Origin of the sequence: Paramesorhizobium salinisoli, from assembly GCF_003335045.1 — a bacterium.
Classification (GTDB): domain Bacteria; phylum Pseudomonadota; class Alphaproteobacteria; order Rhizobiales; family Rhizobiaceae; genus Paramesorhizobium; species Paramesorhizobium salinisoli.
Map to the genome: position 1 here is coordinate 114,112 of NZ_QOZG01000004.1, position 21,830 is coordinate 135,941.

Below are 21,830 nucleotides of genomic sequence, written 5' to 3' on the forward strand. Positions count from 1 at the left end.
ATTCCTATTCGCTGATGATTTTCACGCGATCACCGACGGAGACCGTGCCGCCGGGGGGAAGCGCGTTGAGGAGGCGGAATAGGTCAAGCTTGCGATCGGTGCCCTGCATTCTCGCCGATAGCGTGCCGATGGTCTCCCCCGGCTTCACGGTGACGACACGGATACGCAAGGGCTTGATGGCTTCTTTTTCCGCCGGCGAAAGAATCTTGAAGCTCTGGGTGACGGCCTGCGAGGCAGGCAGGAGAGCGGTGCTGTCCTTGGGCGCTGCGGTCAGGAAGCGATAGACCTTCTCGCCGGCGCCGACCACCAATATGTCGAATTGCCAGCGATCAGCGCTGGCGCGCGCTGTCGCGGCGGGCATGCCGTTCAGCGTCGTGGCGCGAACAGAGGATTCATCAAGCCCCGATACCCATCCGCTCTTGATATAATCAGTCAGGCTCGAACCGCTGGCAAGCGGCGCTCCATCGAATCTGATGGCGATCTCGCCCGGCCCCGTCGCCATCACCGCGTCGGCTGAATTGTCGATGGTGAAACCTGCCGGCACGGTAAAGGTCACGCCGAGCTTGGGGTGGAGGAAGGTACGGCCTCGCACATAGCCCTCATCGGGCGTGTCGCCATAGAGGATGCCATCGATGCCATTGAGAAAGGCATCGCGGTCCGTCGTGCCGACACCCGGCGCGCCGATCCTGCGCGCATGTCCCATGGCAAGCTCAATGCGCTGCGGTGTTGCCGGATGCGTCGCCAGGAAGTCGAGGCTTGCGTCGGTGGCCCCCGATACCGAGCGAAAGCTCTGATAGGCTTCCATCGATTGCAGGAAGCGGGCTGAAGCAAAGGGATCATAGCCGGCTTCGCCGATGGACTTGATGCCGACCGCGTCGGCCTGGAGTTCCTGATTGCGGGAAAATTGCGCGAGGCGCAATTTGCCGCGCAGCAGCGCCTCGCGGCCCGCCATATCGTCATGCAACACCTCAGAGACGACCCGGCCCGCGATGGCGGCTTCCGCCTCCTTCTGCTGACGCTGGACGCCGTGATTGGCGGTGACATGCGCCATCTCGTGGGCGATGACGGCTGCGACTTCCGCGGAATCATTGGCAAGCGCCAGAAGCCCGCGGGTGACGTAGACAAACCCGCCCGGCAACGCGAAGGCGTTGATGTTGGGCGAATTGAGAATGGTGATGCGGTAGACCTGCTGCGGGTTATCAGAAACCAGCGTCAACTTGCCGACGATCTTGGCGACCATGCGCTCGAGCTTCGGATCGTTATATTCTCCGCCATAAGTGGCGAGGATGCGCGGATGCTGCTCGGCGCCGAGCTTGGCCAGCCGGTCATTGCGGGTAACGTTGTCGACGGTGATCGGATTGGCGGAAGGGCCGAGGGCGACATCCTGCTTGCTCAGGTCGAGCGCCTGACAGCCGGAAAGGAGGACAAGCAAAAGCGCGCCCGGCATCATTCGTGGCGGCAGCAATCGTCTTGTGTGGCGCATCGTTGCGCCTGCTGGTTCCGACTGCGAATTCAGAATCTTGTCCTCATGTGATTCTTCGTGTGCCGCTTTTGCTGCACGCACGCTAACAGAGAGCGTGTGGCGCACAAGAGCGGTTGATCGCCGACGCAGCTTGTTGCCGCCGATTGGGGGCAAAATATGTCAAATCTGCCGCATATCGGACGCAAAGCGTTTGGACCGGCAGACAATCTGCTGGCGTTGTTCCTCACGCGTCCGCCTCAGAACTCAGGCGGTGGTGCCCATATAGCGCTTCAGCGCTTCCGGCCCCTTGTCCGAGAGCAGGTCGCTGGCGCTGCCGCTTGCGGCTACCACGCCATTCTCCAGGAAAATCAGCGCGGCGTCGAGATGCAACGCGTCTTCGGGATGATGCGTGACCATCAGGACGGTCATCGCCGTTTCCGCATGCAGAGCCTTTATGAGATCGAGCATCTGGATGCGCAGCGCCGGTCCGAGCGAGGCGAAGGCTTCGTCGAGCAACAGAACCGGGCGGTTGCGGACAAGCGCGCGCGCAATCGCCACACGCTGTTTTTCGCCGCCGGACAGCGCCTGGGGTTTGCGCTTTTCCTTGCCCGCGAGGCCGACGCGGGCAATGGCGCTTTCCACTGCGGCGCGGTCGGCGGCCGTCAGCTTCAGCTTTGGCGAGCGGCCGAGCGCTATATTGGCCTCGACATCGAGATGGGCAAAGAGATTGTTCTCCTGAAACACCATCGAAACCGGGCGTTCCGCCGGTGGTGTGCGGGTGACGTTCATGTGGCCAATATGGATGGTGCCCGATTGGGGCGTCTCGAAACCGGCGATCAGGTTGAGAAGCGTCGATTTTCCGGAGCCGCTGGGGCCGATAATGGCGGCGATCTGCGCGGCGGGAACACTCAGATCGAAGTGCATCCGCATTTCGCCATAGCTGAAGCGAACTTCCTCAAGTGCGACTTTTGCTCCCCCCGTCTTGTCGGTCATCGCATGCTTTCCGCCGGTTCAGCGCGCTTCGATCCACGGTCGGCCAGCATCATCAGTCCGAGGCTCAATACCCCCAGAATCAGCGCCAACCCCGCCGCATCCAAGGTGCGATAGCTGCCCATGCGCTGCAACAGAAGATAAGGCAGGGTCTGCACTGCGTCGCTGCCGAAAAGCGCGATGGTGCCGAGGTCGCCGAGCGATAGGGCCATGGCAAAGGCGAAGGCGACGCCGAGCGGGCGGCGCAACACTGGCCAGTCGACGACGCGTAGGCGTGTCCAGCCGGTGATGCCGAGCTGCGCGCAGAGCCTGTTGTGCCTGGCGCTGGCGGTATCCCATGTCGGACGCAGGATCTGCACGGCAAAGGGCATGGCCATGGCGGCGTTGACCGATATCACCATCCAGGGCGCGAAACCAAAGGGATCGCCGAAATGGCGCAGCAGAATGAACCAGCCCGCACCAATAATGATCGGCGGCACGACGAGGATGAGACTGGCGCCGGTGTCCAACGCGCGTTCGAACAGGGAGCCGATTCCGACGAGGGATCGTTTGATACCGGCTTTCCGGTTTGCCGCCACCGCCTCGCGCCCCGCGACGAGGGCAAGCGAAAGCAGGACGGAGACGAAAGCCGCGGTTGCGCCGAGAACAAGGCTGGTGGAGATCGCTCGCCACACGACTCGCTCACTCATCAGGCGGCCGAGATCGGCGGCTAACCCCGAGACGACCGTGCCGGCCAGCGGCAGCGCGACAAAAAAGAGGGCGAGCAGGATGATGGCTGTATTGACGAGCCGCTCACCTGCACCGAATTTTTCATAGCGGCGCGTGGTGACGGCGAGCGAAAAGCCTTCCTCGGTCGGCCTGCCGGTGAGGCGGAAGAGCGAAAGAATGGCAAGCGTCAGCGTCAACTGGGTGAGCGTCAGGGCGACGGCCCGGCCGATATCGAAGTCAAAGGCCAGGGCTTGATAGATCGCCACCTCCAGTGTCGTGGCGCGCGGACCGCCGCCGAGCGTCAGGACGATGGTGAAGGACGTAACGCAGAGCATGAAGATCAGGCCCATGATGCCGGGCAGGTTGCGGGCGATGGCGGGCCATTCGATGAGGCGGAAGCGGGTGCCACCGCCCATGCCGAGTTGCGCCGACAGTTTCCAGTAGTCGGCGGGAATGGAATCGAGCCCGACCAGCATGAAGCGCACCGCCAGCGGCAAGTTGAAGAAGACATGCGCCAGGAGAATGCCTGATATGCCGTAGATATCAGGAATGAAGCCGAAGCCGAGTGACTGTGAGGCATGGGCGATGAGGCCGTTGCGCCCATAGATGCTGGTGATGCCGAGTACCGCGACAAGGGCAGGCAGCGCGAGCGGAAGGGCGAAAAGCCTGAAGACGAAAGCCCTGCCCATGAAATGCTGATGCGCATGAAGGGCCCGCGCTACGGGGAGGGCGAGGCCGACCGACAGCACTGTCGAGAGAAGCGCTTGCCACAATGTGAACCGTGCTACCCGCCAGAGATAAGCATCGAACCCGGCAAAGGCGGCGTTGGTGTCGCGAGAGGCCTCGAACCCAAGCGAAAAAAGCGCCCCGCCGGCGAGCAGCATGAGGAAAGCCAGGGCGATGGCGCCCGCCACCATTTTGGGTTCAAAATGGAATGTCCGCGTGCCGGTCGCAATCACTCTATTTGCTCATCGCGGCGAGCCATTCATCGATCCATGCCTTGCGATTCTTCGCAATGTCGTCCGGTTGCAGCATCAGGATCTTGGTGGGTTTCACGAGCGTGTCGAAGGCGGGGTTAAGCGGCTTCGAGGTCTTGCCTGCCGGGAACATCCAGTTGGTTTCCGGGATGACGTCCTGAAAGCCGGGGCCGGTCATGAAGGTCAGGAATTTCGCGGCGAGCGGGTTCTTCGTGCCGTTCACGGTCGTACCGGCGAGCTCGATCTGCAGGTACTGGCCTTCCGCGAAGGCGGCCGCCTTATAGAGGTCCTCCTTGTCGACAATGATGTGAAAGGCCGGCGAGGTGGTGTAGGAGAGCACCATTGGCGCTTCACCTCGCAGGAAAAGTCCATAGGCCTCTGCCCAGCCCGGCGCCACCGTCAGAACGCGGTGCCTCAGCTTGTCCCAGGCCCCTGCCGCATTGTCGCCATAGATCGCCTTGACCCAGAGCAACAGACCAAGGCCCGGCGTCGAGGTGCGCGGATCCTCGATGACGATCTTTTGCGAGGCGTCTCCCTCGACCAGCTCCTTCATGCTTGTCGGCGGGTTGGCGAGCTTTTCGCTATTATAGACCACGGCGAAATAACCGTAATCATAGGGCACGAAGATGTCGTCCTCAAAGCCGCCCGGAACGTTTATGTCAGAGGTGTCGATCCCGTGTGGGGCAAAGAGGCCGCTTTGCCTGGCTTCCGTGACCAAATTGGTGTCAAGGCCGAGCACGATATCGGCCTTGGTGCTCTGGCCTTCCAGCTTCAGGCGGTTGAGTAGCGCCACGCCATCCGTCGCCGCCACCCATTCGATCGTGCAATCGCATTGCTTCTCGAAATTCTCCTTGACCTTCGGCCCCGGCCCCCACTCGGCGGTGAAGCTCTCATAGGTGTAAATGGTGAGCGTATCCTTCGCAGCCGCCGGTGCGGCGAGACCGAGCAATGCGACGGCGGCGAAGGCAAGGAATTTTACTGGTATCATCGGCGTTTCCTTTGTCGTTCGTCGTCGAAAGGATCAAGCGCCGAACCAGGGTCGCGTCCAATCCCTCCGCCGGTATCTACCCGACCATCTGGTTGGCCGGATCATCGTCCTCGCAGCCGCTTGTCGAACGTCGCACACTGTTAGAGCAGGTCGACATTAATGACGGGAGTCGGGCTTCGCAAGCGGGAGAGCGGCAGTGGGTTAAGTCTTCCTTGTCGCATGCTCTTTTTGCGTCCTTCGCGGATCTGCGACGGCTTGCAACCTATCGGCAACCACAGCCTTTCAGCTCGACACGGCGCATGGTAAGAGCCGCGGATGAGCAGATTTCTCATTCTCCTCGGCGGGCACCTAACGGTAACAGAACGACTGAAGCGCCAGATTGCCGGCGCGCGGGTTCTGGCGGCAGACAGCGGCATGCGCCATGCCGCTGTCCTCGGTGTCGAGCCGGAATTATGGCTCGGAGATTTCGATTCGACTGCGCCGGCCCTGGCGCGGCGCTACAAACATGTGCCACGGCGCACTTTCCCCCCCGCAAAGGACATGACAGACGGCGAACTTGCGCTCCACGAGGCATTTGCGCTGGGCGCGACAAGCGTCATCCTGTGCGGCGCATTCGGGGGGTCGCGGACCGACCATACCATGCTGCATCTGACCATGGCGACGGCCCAGGCCGCCAAGGGGCGCGAGATCTTCCTGTCGAGCGGCGTTGAAGAAGCCTGGCCGATTCTGCCGGGCACACATGCGCCCGATTTGCCCGACGGAGCACTCTTCAGCATCATCGGCTTTACAACGCTCGAAGGCTTGACGATCACAAGTGTCGAATGGCCGTTAGACAATGTGAAGGTCCCGTTCGGCTCTTCGCTCACGGTTTCCAACGTCGTCAAGGGAACTCTCGGCGTTCTGCTGCGTTCAGGATGCGGCGTTCTTGTCGCGACGCTGGAGGAATGAGCTGACATGGGGTACTGAGCAGGCAGAGGGCTATTGTAAATTCAACGGGATGGTGCCACCTTGTTCCCGCCGCTTTGGGGACGCAACGTTGGCCGCATTTGATTCTTGAACGGGAGAATTCTCCATGAATAAACGTCTTTCCATGATCGTAGTCAGCGGGCTGCTTGCCCTATCCACCGCTGCCTGCACCACTGCCGACCAGCGTACTGCCGGATACGGCGTAGGCGGCGCAGCTATTGGCGGCTTGGCCGGCGGAGCCCTTGGCGGTACGCGTGGTGCACTGGGAGGTGCAGCGCTGGGTGGCTTGGCAGGTGTGCTGATCGGCTCGGCCCAGCCGCGCAACGGTGTCCAGTACTGCCGCTATCGTGACCAGTATGGCCGGACCTATGAGGCGCGCTGCCAGTAATCTGCTGGTTGAAGCGAATTCGAACAGACAGGCCGGGGAAACCCGGCCTGTCTTGTTTTGGACGCGCCGTATCATTTGACAGAATGGCCTTTCTCGCGGACAAGCGCATCAATCGATTTTTGCAGCAACAGTATTGGCCTAGCATTCCATGGCTCCTCCGCTTCTCCGTCTCGACCAGATCAAACTCACCTTCGGCGGCACGCCGCTTCTGGAGGAAGCAGCACTTTCGGTAAGCGACGGGGAGCGGATCGCGCTGGTGGGGCGCAACGGTTCGGGCAAATCGACGCTGCTGAAAATAGCCGCCGGATTTGTTGAGCCAACATCGGGCGAGGTGTTCCGCCATCCGGGCGCAACCATCCGCTATCTTGCCCAGTCGCCCGACATGGAGGGCTTTGCCAATGTACGCGATTACGTGGAAGCGGGGCTCGGGCCTTCCGACGATCCCTATCGCGTTACCTATCTGCTGGAGCATCTGGGCCTCACGGGCAATGAGAAGCCGGACCAGCTTTCCGGCGGCGAGGCGCGGCGCGCAGCACTTGCGCGAGTGATCGCGCCGCAGCCGGACATCCTGCTTCTGGACGAGCCGACCAACCACCTCGACCTCACCACCATCGAATGGCTCGAAGACGAATTGCGGCAGATCCGCTCAAGTCTTGTGGTCATCTCGCACGACCGGCGGTTTCTCGAAAATATCAGCCGCTCGACCATCTGGCTCGACCGGGGCGTGACGCGCCGGCTGGAGCAGGGCTTCGGCCATTTCGAGGAATGGCGCGACAAGATTCTGGAGGAGGAAGAGCGCGATCTGCACAAGCTCGGCCGCCAGATCGTGCGCGAAGAGCATTGGCTGCGCTACGGCGTGACCGCGCGGCGCAAGCGCAACATGCGCCGCCTCGGGGAATTGCATTCCATGCGCAACGAATTCCGCACGCATCGCCGGGCGCAGGGCTCGGCCGTACTTGCTGCAAGCGACAGCCGCGAATCGGGCAAGCTGGTCATCGAGGCGAAGGGATTGAGCAAATCCTATGACGGGCGCGCGCTGGTGAAGGATTTCTCCACCCGCATCATGCGCGGCGACCGCATCAGTCTCGTCGGCCCCAACGGCGCGGGCAAGACCACGCTTCTCTCCATGCTGACAGGTATGCTCGCCCAGGACGAGGGCAGCCTGCGGCTCGGCGTCAATCTCGAAATGGCCGTGCTCGATCAGCGGCGCGACAGCCTCGATCCGACTGAAACGCTGGCGCATTACCTGACGGACGGGCGCGGGGAGAACGTTATCGTCAATGGCGAGCAACGCCATGTCGTCTCCTATATGAAGGACTTCCTGTTCCAGCCGGAACAGGCGCGCACGCCGATCCGCGAATTGTCGGGCGGCGAAAAGGCGCGGCTGATGCTGGCGCGCGTGCTGGCGCGTCCGGCCAATCTCCTGATCCTCGATGAGCCGACCAACGATCTCGACATGGAGACGCTCGATCTCCTCCAGGAACTGGTCACTGGGTTCGCCGGAACGGTCATTCTGGTAAGCCACGACCGCGATTTTCTCGACCGCACCGTGACATCGGTGATCGCGCCGGAGGGCGAGGGACGCTGGGTCGAATATGCCGGCGGCTATGCCGACATGATGGCGCAACGGCGCGAGGCGGCGCTTATCAAACGCGAGGCCACCAAGGTTTCCAACTCCCGCAGCCCGGCCCAGGCAGGAGCAGCCTCATCCGAGCTGAAGCGTGACGAAAAGCGCAAGCTTTCCTATAAGCAGAAATTCGCACTGGAAAGCTTGCCGGGCAAGTTGGTGGCACTTGCCGCGGAGATCTCCGGGCTGGAAGCGAAGCTTGCCGATCCGCAGCTTTATGCGAAAAATCCCGATCTTTTCGCAAAGATCGCCGCGGAATTGGAGAAGAAGCGGGAAGCGCGCGCCGTCATGGAAGAGGAATGGCTGGAGCTTGAGATGCTGCGCGAGGAAATCGGGGAGTAGGGCGGTCCACTTAGTGCCGCCTCATTCAATCAGGCACTCGCCGCGTCCAGCACCTCGATCGAATCGCCGAGATTGAGTTGCGTGGCGGCGATCAGTTCTTCCAACTGGCTCAGTTTTGTTGCGCTGGCGATCGGCGCGGTGATCGACGGGCGGGCCATCATCCAGGCGAGCGCCACCTGCGCTGGCGTGGCGTCGTGTTCGGCGGCCACCTCATCGAGCGCCGCCAATATCGTCCAGCCGCGGTCGTCCAGATATTTGGCGACGCCCTGGCCGCGCGCGCTCTGGCTGAGATCATCCCGGGAACGGTATTTTCCTGTCAGGAACCCACTCGCCAAGGAATAATAGGGGAGGACGCCGAGCCCGTTGGCGAGACAGACTGACTCGATGTCCTTTTCGAAATCCGCCCGATTATAGAGATTGTAGAGCGGCTGCATCGTCTCATAACGCGGCAAGCCGGTGCGCCCCGCGATTTCGAGCGCTTCGGTGAGCCTTATCGCCGTCAGATTGGATGCGCCGATAACGCGCACCTTACCGACGTCGATCAGTTCCTTGTAAACGCCGAGCGTTTCCTCGAACGGCGTCTCAGGATCGTCCCGGTGCGACTGGTAGAGATCGATATGATCGGTCTGGAGGCGCTTCAGTGAAGCATCCACCGCCTTGCGGATATAGGCTGGCGAGAGCCCCTTATGGCCGGGGCCCATTTCGGAGCCGACCTTGGTGGCGATCACGACCCGGTCGCGACCGCCGCGCTGCTTCAGCCAGTTGCCGATGATGGTTTCCGATTCGCCGCCCGTATTGCCGGGCGCCCATGAGGAATAGACATCAGCCGTGTCGATGAAATTGAGTCCGGCATCGACGAAGCGGTCGAGCAGCGAAAACGAGGTTGCCTCGTCCGCCGTCCAGCCGAAGACATTCCCGCCGAAACAAAGCTTCGAAACTTCGATATCGGTGCGTCCGAGTTTCTTACGGGTCATCGACTTGCTCCTTTTGGGCCAGCCATCGGCTCCGATACGGATCAGCCCATGCCGAGCGCATCCTTGTAGAGCTGGATCATCGCTTCTTCTTCCTGGCGCTCGTGCTCTTCCTTCTTGCGCAGACGGATAATGCTGCGCACGGCCTTGGTGTCGAAGCCTGTGCCCTTCATTTCCGCGTACACTTCCTTGATGTCCTCGGAAATGGTCTTCTTTTCTTCTTCGAGCCGCTCGATGCGCTCGATGAAAGCGCGCAGTTGTCCGACGGCTACCGTCTGTGCGGTTTCACTTGTGATATCGTCCACGGGATTGTTCTCCGGATTGATGGGAAAAGGCAGCCAGCGACTCGCGGGCCTGGGTTGGTGCAATTCGTTGCCCGACCCGATGCGGATGGTCAAGACCGGAGATGCGCTTCGTCCGGGGAGCAGAGACCATCAATGGGATGGTTTGCTCGCCGCGAAGGCAGCTTTTTGCGCTGCGGACGCTTCATTCTGGTGTTTGGTGCGCCATTCTTCATAGGGCATGCCATAAATAAGTTCGCGCGCTTCCTCCTTGGAAAGATCGACGCCTGCGGCGTCGGCTGCATCCTTGTACCAGTTGGAGAGGCAGTTGCGGCAAAAGCCCGCCAGGTTCATGAGGTCGATGTTCTGCACATCGCTCCGCTGGCGCAGATGTTCCACCAATGTCCGAAAGGCCGCTGCCTCGAACTCCGTGCGTTGCTGTTGGCTAAGCTCGGTCATGCCGCATTCTCCTTCCAGGGTGCTGCGCGTCCATGGGACGCAAAGACGCTTTAACGCTTTAAGTGCTGCACAATCCCCCGAATCAATCCCGATTAAGGGGCTATGCAGCGGGGACTGGTCCCGTCCGCGAACCGAAATGCTGGACCTCATGCATATCGGGACGTGCATTCACGGCGGCAAGCATCGGTGCAAGCCTTTCCGCCCAGGCTTCGGCGCCTGAGGGGGCGGCGATCAGATCCTGTCGCACCTCGATCAGAGCATGCGCATATCCAGCGGCAACGCAATGGCGGAACATCGTGTCGTTGCGCAGTGCGCCATCATAGGGTTCATTGTCCCCAACCACCAGCGCCGGGTCGCTACGCAGGGCCTGGACAAGCGGTACGACAGCGCGCGGATCGCTATCCCAGAGGAGGGCGACGTGCCAAGGCCTTTTTCTCGTCTTCCAGAACGGCGTGAAGGAATGAATCGAAATGACCAGCGGCGGCTTTCCGGTTGCCGCCATGATCTTTTCAATCGCAATCGCCACGGCCTTGTCATAAGGGCGGTAGAACCGGTCCAGGCGCTTCTCGCGCTCGGCCTCGCTCAGCGGATGGTTGCCAGGAATGACGGCTCCGTCGGAAAGCCGCATGATCAAAGTCGGATCATCCTCGCCGCGGTTCGGATCGATCAACAGGCGGGAAAATCCGCCGAGAACCGCGGGAACTCCCAGACGGTGGGCAAGGCTGCGCGTCATGGTCTCGACGCCGATATCGTAGGCGATATGCCTGTCGAACTCGGCTGCCGCGAGGCCTAGGGAGCCATACTCCGGTGGAAGATCGCGACGGGCGTGGTCGGCAATCAGCAGCAGGCCTCGGCTGAAATCGCCTTCGACATGATGCACGGGGAAAAACTGCATGAATGCGGATTCCATGGAGAGGGAATTTCGATCTCTCATGCGGGAGGGCGGATTGCAAGCCGTCATTCTTCTGCCATTAGGTGGCGTTTTCGTGAGCGATGGGGAACCATTGCCGAAATTTCTCGTCGCTGGCCGATTCTTGCTCAACAACTAGCCCCAATACGCTTCTGGCGCGTTGACATCACATGCGAAACTGCCGAAAAGAGGGCAACAAAAATGGCATTTCCAAGCGTAACAGGCCCGCACATGTGCGCTGAAAGGTTTCGGCGGATGCGCTCTCGACACCCCACGGTTTTCTCCGGCATTTTCGCTATGGGCATGATGTTCATGGCTGTGGAAGCCCATGCCGATTTCCGCGTCTGTAACTCCACGCAAAACCTCGTTGGGGTCGCCATCGGCTATCGCGCCAAGACGGGGTGGGTTACCGAGGGTTGGTGGCACATCAAGGGATCCAGCTGCAAGACCCTGATCGAAGGGCCGCTCTCCCAGCGCTATTATTATCTCTATGCCGAAGACGCCGAGGGCGGCGGCCGCTGGGACGGCCCGGTCAACATGTGCGTCGCCGAAAAGGAATTCAAGATAGCCGGCGTCAACGATTGCTTTGCGCGCGGCTTTCAGCGCTCCGGCTTCCAGGAATACGACACGGGTGAACAATCGAGCTGGATGGTCCAGCTGACCGATGAGGCGCCGCCCGAAAATCCGACAGTGACAGGAACAAACAATCCATGAGACGCAGCCGTAAGGTCAAAATTCTCGCAACGCTCGGACCGGCATCCTCCGAAGAGGCGACGATCCGCAAGCTTTTCGAGGCAGGCGCCGACGTTTTCCGCATCAATATGAGCCATGCCGACCATGATCTGATGCGTACTCTTGTCCGCCGCATCCGCAACGTGGAGCGCGAGCTTGGCCGGCCTATCGGCATTCTCGCCGATCTGCAGGGACCGAAGCTGCGCGTTGGCAAGTTTGCGGATGGCAAGGTCAGCCTCGTGGCCGGCCAGAACTTCACGCTCGACGATCAGGACGTGCCTGGCGACAACACCCGCGTTTTCCTGCCGCATCCTGAAATTCTCCAGTCCGTCGAGCCCGGCCACCGGCTGTTAATCGACGATGGCCGGCTGGCGCTGGTTGCCGAAGCGGTTGATGGCAAGTCGATTCGCTGCCGCGTTGTATCGGGCACGGGAATTTCCGACCGCAAGGGCGTCAGCCTTCCGGATACGACACTCTCCGTCAGCGCGCTGACCGAGAAGGACCGCCGGGATCTTGATGCGGTACTGCTGGAGGAAATCGACTGGGTCGCGCTTTCCTTCATCCAGCGTCCCGAAGATCTGGCGGAAGTGCGCAAGATCACGCGGGGCCGAGTCGGGCTTCTCTCCAAGATCGAGAAGCCGCAGGCGGTCGCCCGCCTCGACGAAATCATTGAATTGTCGGATGCGTTGATGGTGGCGCGCGGCGATTTGGGTGTGGAAATGCCGCTTGAAGCGGTTCCCGGCATCCAGAAGCAGATCACGCGTGCCGCACGCCGGGCCGGAAAGCCTGTTGTCGTCGCTACGCAGATGCTGGAATCGATGATCACGGCGCCGGTGCCGACGCGAGCCGAAGTGTCCGATGTCGCCACTGCCGTATTCGAGGGCGCGGACGCCATCATGCTTTCGGCCGAATCGGCTGCGGGCGATTATCCCGTCGAGGCGGTCGCCACCATGGCGCGCATCGCCGAGAAGGTGGAGCGGGATCCGACCTATCCGGGCATCATCTACGCCCAGCGCTCCGAGCCAGAAGCTACCGGCGCCGACGCGATCTCGCTTGCGGCGCGCCAGATAGCGGAAACGCTCAGGCTTTCCACGATCATCACCTATACCGCTTCGGGAACGACCGGCTTGCGCGCCGCCCGCGAGCGTCCGCAGACGCCGATCATCGCGCTTTCGCCGATCGTCGAGACTGCACGCAAGCTTTCCCTTGTCTGGGGCCTGCACTGCGTTGTCACCGAGGATGCGCGCGATCTCGACGACATGGTCGACCGCGCCTGCAACATCGCTTTCCGCGAGGAATTTGCAAAGCCTGGCGACCGCGTCATCATCACCGCCGGCGTACCGCTGCGCACCCCGGGCGCCACCAACATGCTGCGTATCGCCTATATCGGCACTGACGGGCTGACCGGCATCTGATTGTGGGATACAACTTTCCATGGCCTCGCATAGCGGAGGCCATGGATCCAAGGGCAGGTCCTCAGGTTCGGGAGCCGGCCAGTTCGTCGGCGATCTCGCCGACTTCCTTTTGTGCCTCGCGCATCATCGGATAGACAGTGAGGGCGCGTTCATAAGCGCGCAGGGCCAGTTCCTTGCGACCGGTTTCCTTCAGGATAGAACCCATGCCAGCGAGCGCCGCGAATTGGCGGGGCTCCAACTGCAGCGTCTTGTTGATGTCGTACATGGCGCGGCCATAGTCGTTCATCAGGAAATAAAGTGTGGCGCGGCGATTCCAGCCTTCCGCGTAATCCGGCTTGAGGACAACGATTTCGTTGAGGAAATCGAGCGCCACCGGATATTTCTTTTCGCGGATAGCGGTGTTCGCCCATCCCATCATCAGATCGACAGTGGCGCTGCCCGACTGGTTCCATATGCCATAGATCTGATCTGCGATGCGTTTCGCCTTGGTTTCGTCGTGCGTCTTGCGCAATTCCAGAAACAGCCGGTCCAGTTCGGCGCTGCGCTTTTGCGCGACGGTGGCTTCGCCTTCCGGCAGATTGGCCGGGGTCTGATCGGCGGGAGAGGGCGCTGCAGGCAGTTCCTGCGCCAGGGTCGCGCCAGTCCCAGCCGTCAAAGTGGCGGGAAAAGCGAAGAGGGCAAGAAAAGCAAAAACGTTCCGCATGTGCACAAGGGTAGCCCTGCACAGCGAAACGTCAAATGCAAATTTCAGTGAAACGCTTTTTGTGAAGCGGATAAGCATCCGCTTCAGCACAAACGGCCCAACAAACAGGATTAGCCCTGGCGCGCCTTGAAGCGCGGAGCGGTCTTGTTGATGATGTAGATGCGGCCCTTGCGGCGAACCATCTGGTTGTCACGGTGGCGGCCCTTGAGCGCTTTGAGCGAGTTCTTGATTTTCATGTCAATCACCGGTGTCTGGTTGGCCCGCTGGCGGGCGTCAATGAAGGCTCACCCGAGGCGCGCCGTAAAGGTTGCGCGAAATAGCCAAGGATTAGGCCGATTGTCAACTCCCGTCGGGCAAAAGATGCATGATAAGTGACTCTATTTGCTGGTTTTCAGCCGGGTGACATGTCCCATCTTGCGACCGGGCCGCGCTTCCGCCTTGCCATAGAGGTTGAGTACGGCGAAAGGTTCGCTCAGGATTTCGGGCACGCGCGATACGTCGTCGCCGATCAGATTTTCCATTACGCAATCGCTGTGGCGGCTGGTTTCGCCGAGCGGCAGGCCGGCAATAGCGCGGATATGCTGCTCGAACTGGGATACTGCGCAGGCGGCCTCCGTCCAATGGCCGGAATTGTGAACGCGCGGGGCAAATTCATTGGCGAGCAGTGTTCCATCGGGCAAAACGAAGAATTCAAGGCCCAGCACGCCGACATAATCGAGTGCGTGCAGAAGCTTACCGGCCGCTTGGCGGGCTGTGTCTGCCGTTGTGGCTGATATGGCGGAAGGAACTGTGGAACTGGCGAGAATGCCGTTGGAATGGACATTCTCCGCGATGTCGTAGCAGCGGATATTTCCCAGGCGATCGCGCGCGGCGATCACCGATACCTCACGCGTGAAGGCGACGAAGCCTTCGAGAATGGCGGGTGCGTTGCCGATCGATGCAAGCGCTCCCGCGACATCGTCGCTGCCGTCGCCGCGGAAACGCACCTGGCCCTTGCCGTCATAGCCCATTCGCCTGGTTTTCAGGATGCCGCGTCCGTCGAAAGCGGCGAGTGCCGCCGCCAGGCCTGCGGAATCGTTTACCAGTTGCCATGGCGCTGTTTCGATGCCGCAATCGTTCAGAAAAGCCTTTTCGCGGAAGCGGTCCTGCGAGACCTCCAGCGCGATGGGCGGCGGATAGACCCGCTTTTTTTCTACGAGCTTCTGTGCGGCTTCAACGGGGACGTTCTCGAATTCGTAGGTGATGACGTCGCAGGTCTGCGCAAGCTCGGCCAGCGCTTTCTCGTCATCATAGGGAGCGGTGATCTGACGGTTGGCGACCTGCGCAGCGGGGCAGCCTGCCTCCGGTTCCAGAATGACAGTGTGGAAGCCGAGCCTGGCTGCAGCCACGGCCAGCATCCTGCCGAGCTGGCCGCCGCCGATAATGCCGATCGTCGATCCCGGCTGCAGCATGATCACGCCTCGTCCTGGGGGCGCTCGGCGACGCCGGCACTTTGTTTCTCGCGCCAGGCATCGAGCCGCTCGGCAAGAGCCGGGTCCGAAAGCGCCAGGACGGCAGCGGCTAGGAGTGCTGCATTGATCGCACCGGAACGCCCGATGGCGAGCGTGCCGACGGGAATGCCCGCCGGCATCTGGACGATGGAAAGGAGCGAATCCTGGCCGGAAAGCGCCTTCGACTGGACCGGCACGCCGAAAACCGGAAGCGGCGTCATTGAGGCGGCCATTCCCGGTAGATGGGCCGCGCCCCCCGCGCCGGCAATGATCACCTTGAAGCCTTCGGCCCTGGCGCCCTTGGCGAAGGCGACGAGGCGGTCGGGCGTGCGGTGCGCGGAAACGATGCGGGCGTCGTGAGAGATGCCCAGGGCATCGAGCGTGTCGGCGGCATGGCGCATCGTCGGCCAATCGGACTGGCTGCCCATGATGATCGCAACTTCAGCACGTGTTCCAGCCATCGCCAAATCCCCTATTGTCTGAAAGGGCACTTAGCCGAAAAGTGGAAAGCCCGCAAGGCAAGGGGCTAGCCCATGCCCATGCCCATGCCCATGCCTCATACCCTCAGGCGATGATGTCGGGAATGACCTGGTCTTCCAGTTCCTGAAGCTTATCCTTGATGGCCAGCTTCTTCTTCTTCATGCGCTGGACACGCAACTGATCGCAGCCGACCTGGATCATGGCGTTGATGGCGGCGTCGAAATCCGCGTGTTCCTGTTTCAGACGCGCGACAGCCAATCGTATCTCAGCCTGATCCTGCTCGGACATACGGTTTTGTCCCGTTCTGATTATCTGCTGTGGGATAGTCCACGAAGCGCGGGGATCGCGTTCCGACTCCGGGCGGAGCCCATATCATATTTTTGGTTCAGAGAAAATGCTACTATCCCAAATTCGACTTCCGCGCCAAGTCGTGGCAAAGTGTCATTGCTCTGTCATGAAGTCATTTGGCGGGGCTTGGCCAGGGGCTCGTAAATCTGATCGCGTAAGTTTGATCGAATGATGCCTGAAACAGCAGAAAAAAGCCTCTTTACCTCTGCAGCGTGTCATTGCAGAGCCCAATGAACTCAGGCCGTCGGCGTGACCGTCTTTCAGTTGTCACATAGCCAGTCGGATTATGAGTTCATGGCCTGACATCTTGAGGAACATCAACCATAGGAGATGCAATCATGGCCATTGAGTCCCATCTTGCAACACTTGAGAAGAAGCACGGTGCCCTGGAAAAGGAGATCACCGAAGCGATGGCATGTCCGGCAATGGACAATCTTCGCATTGCGGATCTCAAACGCAAGAAACTGCTGCTCAAGGACCAGATTGAAAGATTGAGGATCCAGTTCACCCGCCACTGAGTTTGAAAACGCGAACCCCGAAGGGTGGCTGTAGATTCTACGCCCCTCCCTTCGGGGTCGACCATGCGGTGCGCCGGCCGTACATATCGGCTGCGGGTGTCAGCCCTGCTCGCCGTCTGCGCGCGGAATAAGCTTAAGGCCTTCCGGGGTGGCAGCGCGTTCGGATGGCAGGGTCTGGAAGCTATCCTTTTCGGCCGTTGGAAGCGCTGCGCGCTGCCGTGAGCGGACGATGGCATATGCGGTGATCGAGAGATGCGCCAGCGCAGTCACTGCAAACAATGCCGAGGGCCAGAGATATTCCATAGCGAGGGCAGCTAGAAGCGGCCCGATCATCGTGCCGAAGCCATAAAGCAGGAGCAGGCCACCCGATATTTTTACGAAGTTTTCCGAAGCCGCGAAATCGTTGGCGTGGGCGACGGCGACGGGATAGAGCGCGTAGGCGAGGCCACCATAAAGCGCTGTCATGATGAGAATGGCGGTGGCGTTGGTCGGCGCGATGAAGAAGATGGCGAGCCCGACGAGGGACGATGCGCCAGCGACGCCCGCCAGCACGAAACGCCTGTCTATCCTGTCCGAGAAGCGTCCGACAGGTATCTGCGTGAACGCGCCGGCAAGGATGGTGAAGCTGACCATCAGGGCGATCATGGTGGTATCGATACCGGAGCCGGCACCGAACACTGCACCAAGCGTGCCCCAGGCGCCATTGGCGACGCCGATCAGGATGCAGCTTACGAAAGACACCGGCGAGTTCTTGTAGAGCGCTTTCAGATCCAGTTGCACTTCGCTGAGCGGCTTCGGGCTGCTCGCGGTCGATATGGCGGTCGGGATCAGCGCCAGGCAGAGAAAAATGCCAGTCACCATGAAAAGGCTTTGTGTATGGATGTCGCCGGTGGCGACGATCATCTGGCCACTCATGACGGCACCATAGTTCACCATCATGTAGAGGCCGAAGATCTGGCCGCGGGTTTCGTTGGTGGCGCGCTCGTTCAACCAGCTCTCGATGACCATGAATGCGCCAGCCATGGAGAAACCGGTGAAGGCGCGCAGCACAATCCAGACGGTCGAATCGATGAAGAGACCGGTAAGAAGGGCGATGACGGCGGCAGATGAGGCAAAAAAACCGAAAGCGCGGACATGACCGACCCGGCGCACAAGCCTCGGGGCGAGCACGCAGCCGGTGATGAAACCGCCGGCCCAGGCGGTGCCGAGAAGGCCGAGGGAACTGACGGCGAAGCCCTCGCTGCCGCCGCGCAGCGGCAGGAGAAGGCCGTGGAGGCCCGACCCAGCGAGAAGAAATGCCGTACCGCAGAGGAGCGCAAAAACCTGAACAAAAGAACTGAACAAAATGATCCCCGAATCGGATTCTATGGAGACAAGCGCCTAGGTCTGAACAATGGCGAAAATAGAAACTGGTCGCGTGACCGCACTATCGGCGGAAATCCTGACGAAAGCGTTTCGCCACTCATGTTTCCCGGGGTTCAGCGGAACAGAGCTTCGGCGGCGGCTTTGCTGACGCCCTTCTTGTCACGGTCGCCTTCAAGACGTTCGATTTCGGCGCGCAGGATGGCAATGCGCTCATCCAGTTCGGCTACCGACAACAGGGAAAGGTCCTGCCCGATTTCATGAGCGGTTTTCCTGACCGGCGGCTCGTCGTCGAAAAGTGCCATGATGTTCTCCTCGTTCCACCAAGACGGCCCATTACACCCCATTGCCAGATGCAGGGCAAAGGATACATTCCATCGGGTCCGACATCAAATCATTCGACAAGGAGAGCGATCCTGATGGCTCTGCAGATACCCTCTCAGATGACGGCAATCGAGATCAGCGAACCCGGCGGTCCGCGCGTGCTGAAACCGACGCAACGTCCGGTGCCGAGGCCAGGGCCAAACGAAATCCTGGTGCGGGTCCGGGCAGCCGGCGTCAATCGTCCCGACATTCTGCAAAGGCAGGGCCATTATCCCCCGCCTCCCGGCGCGCCGGATATTCCGGGGCTGGAAATCGCTGGTGACGTGGCGGCGGCGGGCGAGCGTGTGCAGCGTTTCCGGGTAGGCGACCAGGTGATGGCGCTCGTCGCGGGTGGAGGCTATGCCGAATTCGCGGTGGTGGACGAAAGCAATGCCCTGCCGCTCCCCTCCGGCTTCGGCTATGCCGAATCGGCGGCTATCCCTGAAACCTTCTTCACGGTCTGGCACAATATGTTCGAAAGAGGAGGTCTCAAGCAGGGCGAAACGGTCCTGATCCATGGCGGCTCGTCAGGCATTGGCACGGCCGCGATCCAGCTTGCCAGTGCCTTCGACGCCTATGTTATCACGACGGCCGGTTCGGCGGAGAAATGCGAGGCTTGTCTTCGGCTTGGCGCGGACAGGGCGATCAATTATCGTGAGGAAGATTTCGTCAAGATCGTAAAGGAGGCGACCGACGGCAAAGGCGCCAATGTCATTCTCGACATGGTGGGCGGCGATTATATCGAACGCAATTACGATGCGGCCGCGCTCGACGGGCGCATCGTTCAGATCGCCTTCCTGAACGGGCCGAAGGCGACGGTCAATTTCTCCAAGCTGATGACCAAGCGCTTGACCCACACCGGCTCGACGCTGCGCGCGCGACCAGTGGCGTTCAAAGCCGCCATCGCCCGGGAACTCGAAAGCAAGGTCTGGCCGCTTCTGGCCGAAAGGCGCATCTCGCCCGTTATGGACATGATCTTTCCGCTGCGCGATGCATGGAGGGCGCATGAGCGGATGGAAGACGGGCACCACATCGGCAAGATCGTGCTCGATGTGGCATGAACGAAAAGGCCGCGCATTGCGCGGCCTATTAATCTTGTTCGCTCCCGGCGCTGGCTCAGTTTAGCGCCTGGACCTTGCCGATGGTGAAAAACAGGGTCTCGCCGGAGGAATCGTCCACACCGTCATTGTCGGTGACGGCATAGGCCTTGCCGTCGCTGTCGATGGCGAAGCCTTCCAGCTTGTCGGCAACATAACCGTTCGCCGATTTCAGATCGGGCATGAAATCATGCACGAGCGTCTTCTGGACGACCGGCAGTTCGCCGCCGAGTTTCGCGGGCTTCAGCCCATCGAGCGCAACTCGGTAGAGTTTCTTGATCGCCGCCTTTTCGCCGACCAGATTGTCGCGCTCGACGATATAGAGCTGACCGTCATGCACGGTGATCTCGGACAGGCCGACCCAGCCGGACTCTGTCTTGTCGAGGGGGTAGCGGACCGCCGACCATTCCCCACCCTTGGCCTTGCCCTTCGGCTTGTAGGCGAGAAGCTTTACGGTGCCCTTCGGATCATCAGCCCATTCGCGCTGCACGGCCATCCACAGGGTTGCGTCGTCGCCTTCGCCGGTGAGCGTGATGCCCTCCAGGCCAAAGCGCGTCTGGCCTGCCAGGACTTCCTCGGGCAGGGCGATCTCCTGCTTGATCTCGCCCTTTTCGTTGACCTGCAGGATGGCGTGCGGGACGAGCTTCTTGGCGTCGCCTTCATTGGCCAACCAGAAGCCACCCTTGCCGTCGGTGGTGATGCCTTCGAGATCGAGCTTCTGCGCCGGATGTCCGCCGCGCGTCACGACGAGCGCATTGGCGATCTGGGCCGGTTGCTTGTTCGCGTCGATGGTGAAGATCGTCGGTGCCGTCGAATAGAAGGAGTCGGACACGGCAAAGAGCTTGCCGGGTTCGCTGGGATCGGCGACGAGGCCCGAGAGCGCGCCCCAGCCGAGCGGCGATCCGTCTTCCTTGTCGACAGAGGCGATCAGCGGATAGACCGGCTTGCCGTCTTCAAGCTTGTAGATCATCACATGCGAGCGGGGCCCGCCATCCTCGGCCAGATCGGCTTCATTGGCGGTGGCGAGCAGGTTGCGGCCGGGTACGGCGACGAGGCCTTCAGGCGCGATGCCGGAGGGCAGGAGCTGGACGAATTCCGGTTCGCCGCCGGTATCCTTGTAGACGCCGATGATGGAGGACCGTTCGGTGACGACGAAGATATATTTCACGCCGTCGAAGGTTGCGACTTCGAGACCTTCCGGCTCAACGCCCTTCTTGCTCGAGCGCTTGTCGGGATAGTGGCCGATCTGGGCGATACGCCGCTCCAGCGACGGGCCTGATTCGTAGAGAACCTTCCCATCGCGGGCGAAGATGGTGAAGCCGCGCGAGCCGCCCTTGTAATCGCCTTCATTGGCAACGACGAGGCGCTGGTCGTCGAGCCATTTCACGGCATCGGGTTCGCGCAGGGCGCCTTTCACGCTGCCGGTGAATGCAAGCGTTCCATCGGATTTGGTGTCGACGCCGTCGAGATCGACGCTGCCGGCGGAAAAGTGAGAAAGAACCTTGCCGCTCGCCGCATCGACGATGGCGATGTGATTGTTTTCCTGCAGCGTCACGGCGATCTCGTTCTTGCCGTTGAACGAGACGAATTCAGGCTCCGGGTCCTCCGGCGCGATTTCGGCAAGGCCGGTCAGCGCTACGGTCTTGATGCCGGCGCAATCGGGCGCGCCGTCCTTCAGGGACACGATCTTGAGATCGCCGCCGGGAAGCTGCGGCATTTCACCGTCGTTCAAATCCTCGTCACGTTCGTTCTCGATGGCGATGGCGAGAAACGCCTTGTCGGGCGATACGGCGACAGAATCGGGTTGGCCGCCAAGATCGCAGCTCGCTTCGACCTTGCGGGTCGCGAGATCGATGACATCGAGGCGGCCTGACGGCTTCGCCTTGCTTTCAGACGTGTTGACTGCCGCCAGCACCTTGCCGCCCACTACGATGACCGATGTGGGCTCGCCATCGACCTTGAGGATACCGCCCGGCTTGGGCTTGGTTGGATCAGTAATATCGACGAAGCCGACGCCGCCATAAGGGCTGTCGGAATAGACGAGCGTATTGCCATCTTCGGAAGCGGCAATGATTTCCGAAGACGTCGCGGCCTTCTTGTCGGCATCCGCCGGGAGATTGCTGGCGACGGGGAAAGTGGCGATACGGTTGAAGACGGGCTCGGCAGCCGCCGGCAATGCGGTGGAGGCGGTCAGTGCGGCGAAGAGGGCGAGATAGACGGAACGGCGTTGCATAAATGGATCTCCCTATTTCT

23 protein-coding genes are annotated in these 21,830 nt (G+C 61.0%); 7 read left to right on the forward strand and 16 right to left on the reverse strand.

Annotation, left to right across the window (positions count from 1 at the left end; all coding sequences use genetic code 11):
- Window positions 1–4: 4 nt before the first annotated feature.
- The 4 genes from cdlP to thiB form a co-directional block, all read right to left on the reverse strand.
- Window positions 5–1,483, reverse strand: coding sequence for a cell division protease CdlP (gene cdlP, locus DUT91_RS10190; protein WP_114440300.1), 1,479 nt, complete (start codon window positions 1,481–1,483; stop codon window positions 5–7).
- A 243-nt stretch (window positions 1,484–1,726) separates the two neighbouring features.
- Entirely contained in the window at window positions 1,727–2,455 is a 729-nt protein-coding gene (gene thiQ / locus DUT91_RS10195) for a thiamine ABC transporter ATP-binding protein (protein ID WP_114440301.1), read from the reverse strand.
- Complete coding sequence (gene thiP, locus DUT91_RS10200; RefSeq protein ID WP_114440670.1) at window positions 2,452–4,077, reverse strand: thiamine/thiamine pyrophosphate ABC transporter permease; 1,626 nt, start codon at window positions 4,075–4,077, stop codon at window positions 2,452–2,454. The genes thiQ and thiP overlap by 4 nt, the downstream gene beginning before the upstream one ends.
- Before the next feature lie 43 nt (window positions 4,078–4,120).
- Window positions 4,121–5,125 carry a thiamine ABC transporter substrate binding subunit gene (gene thiB / locus DUT91_RS10205; RefSeq protein WP_114440302.1) on the reverse strand — a complete coding sequence of 335 codons (1,005 nt, stop codon included), beginning with the start codon at window positions 5,123–5,125 and terminating at the stop codon, window positions 4,121–4,123.
- Window positions 5,126–5,440: 315 nt separating this feature from the next.
- On the opposite strand from thiB, the gene DUT91_RS10210 reads away from it, so the two are divergent.
- From DUT91_RS10210 to DUT91_RS10220, 3 genes are all read left to right on the forward strand, one after another.
- Window positions 5,441–6,073: a thiamine diphosphokinase gene (locus tag DUT91_RS10210; protein WP_114440303.1), complete on the forward strand. Its 633-nt coding sequence runs from the start codon at window positions 5,441–5,443 to the stop codon at window positions 6,071–6,073.
- Window positions 6,074–6,197: 124 nt separating this feature from the next.
- Entirely contained in the window at window positions 6,198–6,479 is a 282-nt protein-coding gene (locus DUT91_RS10215; RefSeq protein WP_114440304.1) for a hypothetical protein, read from the forward strand.
- A gap of 148 nt (window positions 6,480–6,627) precedes the next feature.
- Window positions 6,628–8,448, forward strand: a complete 1,821-nt coding sequence (locus DUT91_RS10220; RefSeq protein WP_114440305.1) for an ABC-F family ATP-binding cassette domain-containing protein — start codon at window positions 6,628–6,630, stop codon at window positions 8,446–8,448.
- Window positions 8,449–8,477: 29 nt separating this feature from the next.
- On the opposite strand, the gene DUT91_RS10225 is transcribed toward DUT91_RS10220, so the two are convergent.
- From DUT91_RS10225 to DUT91_RS10240, 4 genes are all read right to left on the reverse strand, one after another.
- Complete coding sequence (locus DUT91_RS10225; protein WP_114440306.1) at window positions 8,478–9,422, reverse strand: aldo/keto reductase; 945 nt, start codon at window positions 9,420–9,422, stop codon at window positions 8,478–8,480.
- Between the two features lie 41 nt (window positions 9,423–9,463).
- Complete coding sequence (locus tag DUT91_RS10230) at window positions 9,464–9,724, reverse strand: DUF2312 domain-containing protein (protein ID WP_114440671.1); 261 nt, start codon at window positions 9,722–9,724, stop codon at window positions 9,464–9,466.
- Window positions 9,725–9,853: 129 nt separating this feature from the next.
- The gene (locus DUT91_RS10235) at window positions 9,854–10,159 is read right to left on the reverse strand and encodes a DUF1244 domain-containing protein (protein ID WP_114440307.1); all 306 of its coding nucleotides are present in this window, start codon (window positions 10,157–10,159) and stop codon (window positions 9,854–9,856) included.
- Between the two features lie 100 nt (window positions 10,160–10,259).
- Window positions 10,260–11,093, reverse strand: a complete 834-nt coding sequence (locus DUT91_RS10240) for an N-formylglutamate amidohydrolase (RefSeq protein WP_425373779.1) — start codon at window positions 11,091–11,093, stop codon at window positions 10,260–10,262.
- 273 nt (window positions 11,094–11,366) lie between these two features.
- On the opposite strand from DUT91_RS10240, the gene DUT91_RS10245 reads away from it, so the two are divergent.
- On the forward strand, window positions 11,367–11,783 hold the full coding sequence (locus DUT91_RS10245) for a DUF1036 domain-containing protein (RefSeq protein WP_245419688.1): 417 nt from the start codon (window positions 11,367–11,369) through the stop codon (window positions 11,781–11,783).
- The gene (gene pyk / locus DUT91_RS10250; protein ID WP_114440309.1) at window positions 11,780–13,216 is read left to right on the forward strand and encodes a pyruvate kinase; all 1,437 of its coding nucleotides are present in this window, start codon (window positions 11,780–11,782) and stop codon (window positions 13,214–13,216) included. The genes DUT91_RS10245 and pyk overlap by 4 nt, the downstream gene beginning before the upstream one ends.
- Before the next feature lie 61 nt (window positions 13,217–13,277).
- Here the strand turns inward: pyk and DUT91_RS10255 are convergent, their stop codons facing one another.
- From DUT91_RS10255 to DUT91_RS10275, 5 genes are all read right to left on the reverse strand, one after another.
- Window positions 13,278–13,919: a tetratricopeptide repeat protein gene (locus DUT91_RS10255; RefSeq protein WP_114440673.1), complete on the reverse strand. Its 642-nt coding sequence runs from the start codon at window positions 13,917–13,919 to the stop codon at window positions 13,278–13,280.
- A gap of 110 nt (window positions 13,920–14,029) precedes the next feature.
- Window positions 14,030–14,155 (reverse strand): type B 50S ribosomal protein L36, encoded by a 126-nt coding sequence (ykgO, locus tag DUT91_RS10260; protein ID WP_114440310.1) that lies wholly within the window; start codon window positions 14,153–14,155, stop codon window positions 14,030–14,032.
- A gap of 141 nt (window positions 14,156–14,296) precedes the next feature.
- On the reverse strand, window positions 14,297–15,370 hold the full coding sequence (locus tag DUT91_RS10265; RefSeq protein WP_114440311.1) for a 5-(carboxyamino)imidazole ribonucleotide synthase: 1,074 nt from the start codon (window positions 15,368–15,370) through the stop codon (window positions 14,297–14,299).
- Window positions 15,371–15,372: 2 nt separating this feature from the next.
- A complete protein-coding gene (purE, locus tag DUT91_RS10270; RefSeq protein ID WP_114440312.1) occupies window positions 15,373–15,870 on the reverse strand; it encodes a 5-(carboxyamino)imidazole ribonucleotide mutase in 498 nt (165 codons plus the stop codon).
- Between the two features lie 103 nt (window positions 15,871–15,973).
- Window positions 15,974–16,177 carry a YdcH family protein gene (locus DUT91_RS10275; protein WP_114440313.1) on the reverse strand — a complete coding sequence of 68 codons (204 nt, stop codon included), beginning with the start codon at window positions 16,175–16,177 and terminating at the stop codon, window positions 15,974–15,976.
- Window positions 16,178–16,572: 395 nt separating this feature from the next.
- On the opposite strand from DUT91_RS10275, the gene DUT91_RS10280 reads away from it, so the two are divergent.
- Window positions 16,573–16,755 (forward strand): YdcH family protein, encoded by a 183-nt coding sequence (locus tag DUT91_RS10280; protein ID WP_200834952.1) that lies wholly within the window; start codon window positions 16,573–16,575, stop codon window positions 16,753–16,755.
- A gap of 99 nt (window positions 16,756–16,854) precedes the next feature.
- On the opposite strand, the gene DUT91_RS10285 is transcribed toward DUT91_RS10280, so the two are convergent.
- Window positions 16,855–18,099, reverse strand: a complete 1,245-nt coding sequence (locus DUT91_RS10285) for an MFS transporter (RefSeq protein ID WP_114440315.1) — start codon at window positions 18,097–18,099, stop codon at window positions 16,855–16,857.
- A gap of 134 nt (window positions 18,100–18,233) precedes the next feature.
- The gene (locus tag DUT91_RS10290; RefSeq protein ID WP_114440316.1) at window positions 18,234–18,422 is read right to left on the reverse strand and encodes a DUF1192 domain-containing protein; all 189 of its coding nucleotides are present in this window, start codon (window positions 18,420–18,422) and stop codon (window positions 18,234–18,236) included.
- Window positions 18,423–18,536: 114 nt separating this feature from the next.
- Here DUT91_RS10290 and DUT91_RS10295 point away from each other — a divergent pair, with 114 nt between their 5' ends.
- The gene (locus DUT91_RS10295) at window positions 18,537–19,541 is read left to right on the forward strand and encodes an NAD(P)H-quinone oxidoreductase (protein WP_114440317.1); all 1,005 of its coding nucleotides are present in this window, start codon (window positions 18,537–18,539) and stop codon (window positions 19,539–19,541) included.
- Window positions 19,542–19,596: 55 nt separating this feature from the next.
- Here the strand turns inward: DUT91_RS10295 and DUT91_RS10300 are convergent, their stop codons facing one another.
- On the reverse strand, window positions 19,597–21,810 hold the full coding sequence (locus DUT91_RS10300) for an esterase-like activity of phytase family protein (RefSeq protein WP_114440318.1): 2,214 nt from the start codon (window positions 21,808–21,810) through the stop codon (window positions 19,597–19,599).
- Between the last annotated feature and the right edge of the window lie 20 nt (window positions 21,811–21,830).

Excerpts from the sequence above, each read along its gene's own strand:
- pyk (WP_114440309.1), top strand. The coding sequence starts at position 11,780 with ATGAGACGCAGCCGTAAGGTCAAAATTCTCGCAACGCTCGGACCGGCA.
- DUT91_RS10240 (WP_425373779.1), bottom strand. The coding sequence starts at position 11,093 with ATGAGAGATCGAAATTCCCTCTCCATGGAATCCGCATTCATGCAGTTT.
- DUT91_RS10210 (WP_114440303.1), top strand. The coding sequence starts at position 5,441 with ATGAGCAGATTTCTCATTCTCCTCGGCGGGCACCTAACGGTAACAGAA.
- DUT91_RS10220 (WP_114440305.1), top strand. The coding sequence starts at position 6,628 with ATGGCTCCTCCGCTTCTCCGTCTCGACCAGATCAAACTCACCTTCGGC.
- DUT91_RS10235 (WP_114440307.1), bottom strand. The coding sequence starts at position 10,159 with ATGACCGAGCTTAGCCAACAGCAACGCACGGAGTTCGAGGCAGCGGCC.
- DUT91_RS10275 (WP_114440313.1), bottom strand. The coding sequence starts at position 16,177 with ATGTCCGAGCAGGATCAGGCTGAGATACGATTGGCTGTCGCGCGTCTG.
- thiB (WP_114440302.1), bottom strand. The coding sequence starts at position 5,125 with ATGATACCAGTAAAATTCCTTGCCTTCGCCGCCGTCGCATTGCTCGGT.
- cdlP (WP_114440300.1), bottom strand. The coding sequence starts at position 1,483 with ATGCGCCACACAAGACGATTGCTGCCGCCACGAATGATGCCGGGCGCG.
- DUT91_RS10255 (WP_114440673.1), bottom strand. The coding sequence starts at position 13,919 with ATGCGGAACGTTTTTGCTTTTCTTGCCCTCTTCGCTTTTCCCGCCACT.
- DUT91_RS10300 (WP_114440318.1), bottom strand. The coding sequence starts at position 21,810 with ATGCAACGCCGTTCCGTCTATCTCGCCCTCTTCGCCGCACTGACCGCC.
- DUT91_RS10295 (WP_114440317.1), top strand. The coding sequence starts at position 18,537 with ATGGCTCTGCAGATACCCTCTCAGATGACGGCAATCGAGATCAGCGAA.
- DUT91_RS10215 (WP_114440304.1), top strand. The coding sequence starts at position 6,198 with ATGAATAAACGTCTTTCCATGATCGTAGTCAGCGGGCTGCTTGCCCTA.
- purE (WP_114440312.1), bottom strand. The coding sequence starts at position 15,870 with ATGGCTGGAACACGTGCTGAAGTTGCGATCATCATGGGCAGCCAGTCC.
- DUT91_RS10245 (WP_245419688.1), top strand. The coding sequence starts at position 11,367 with ATGGGCATGATGTTCATGGCTGTGGAAGCCCATGCCGATTTCCGCGTC.
- ykgO (WP_114440310.1), bottom strand. The coding sequence starts at position 14,155 with ATGAAAATCAAGAACTCGCTCAAAGCGCTCAAGGGCCGCCACCGTGAC.
- thiP (WP_114440670.1), bottom strand. The coding sequence starts at position 4,077 with ATGGTGGCGGGCGCCATCGCCCTGGCTTTCCTCATGCTGCTCGCCGGC.
- DUT91_RS10265 (WP_114440311.1), bottom strand. The coding sequence starts at position 15,370 with ATGCTGCAGCCGGGATCGACGATCGGCATTATCGGCGGCGGCCAGCTC.
- DUT91_RS10225 (WP_114440306.1), bottom strand. The coding sequence starts at position 9,422 with ATGACCCGTAAGAAACTCGGACGCACCGATATCGAAGTTTCGAAGCTT.
- DUT91_RS10290 (WP_114440316.1), bottom strand. The coding sequence starts at position 18,422 with ATGGCACTTTTCGACGACGAGCCGCCGGTCAGGAAAACCGCTCATGAA.
- thiQ (WP_114440301.1), bottom strand. The coding sequence starts at position 2,455 with ATGACCGACAAGACGGGGGGAGCAAAAGTCGCACTTGAGGAAGTTCGC.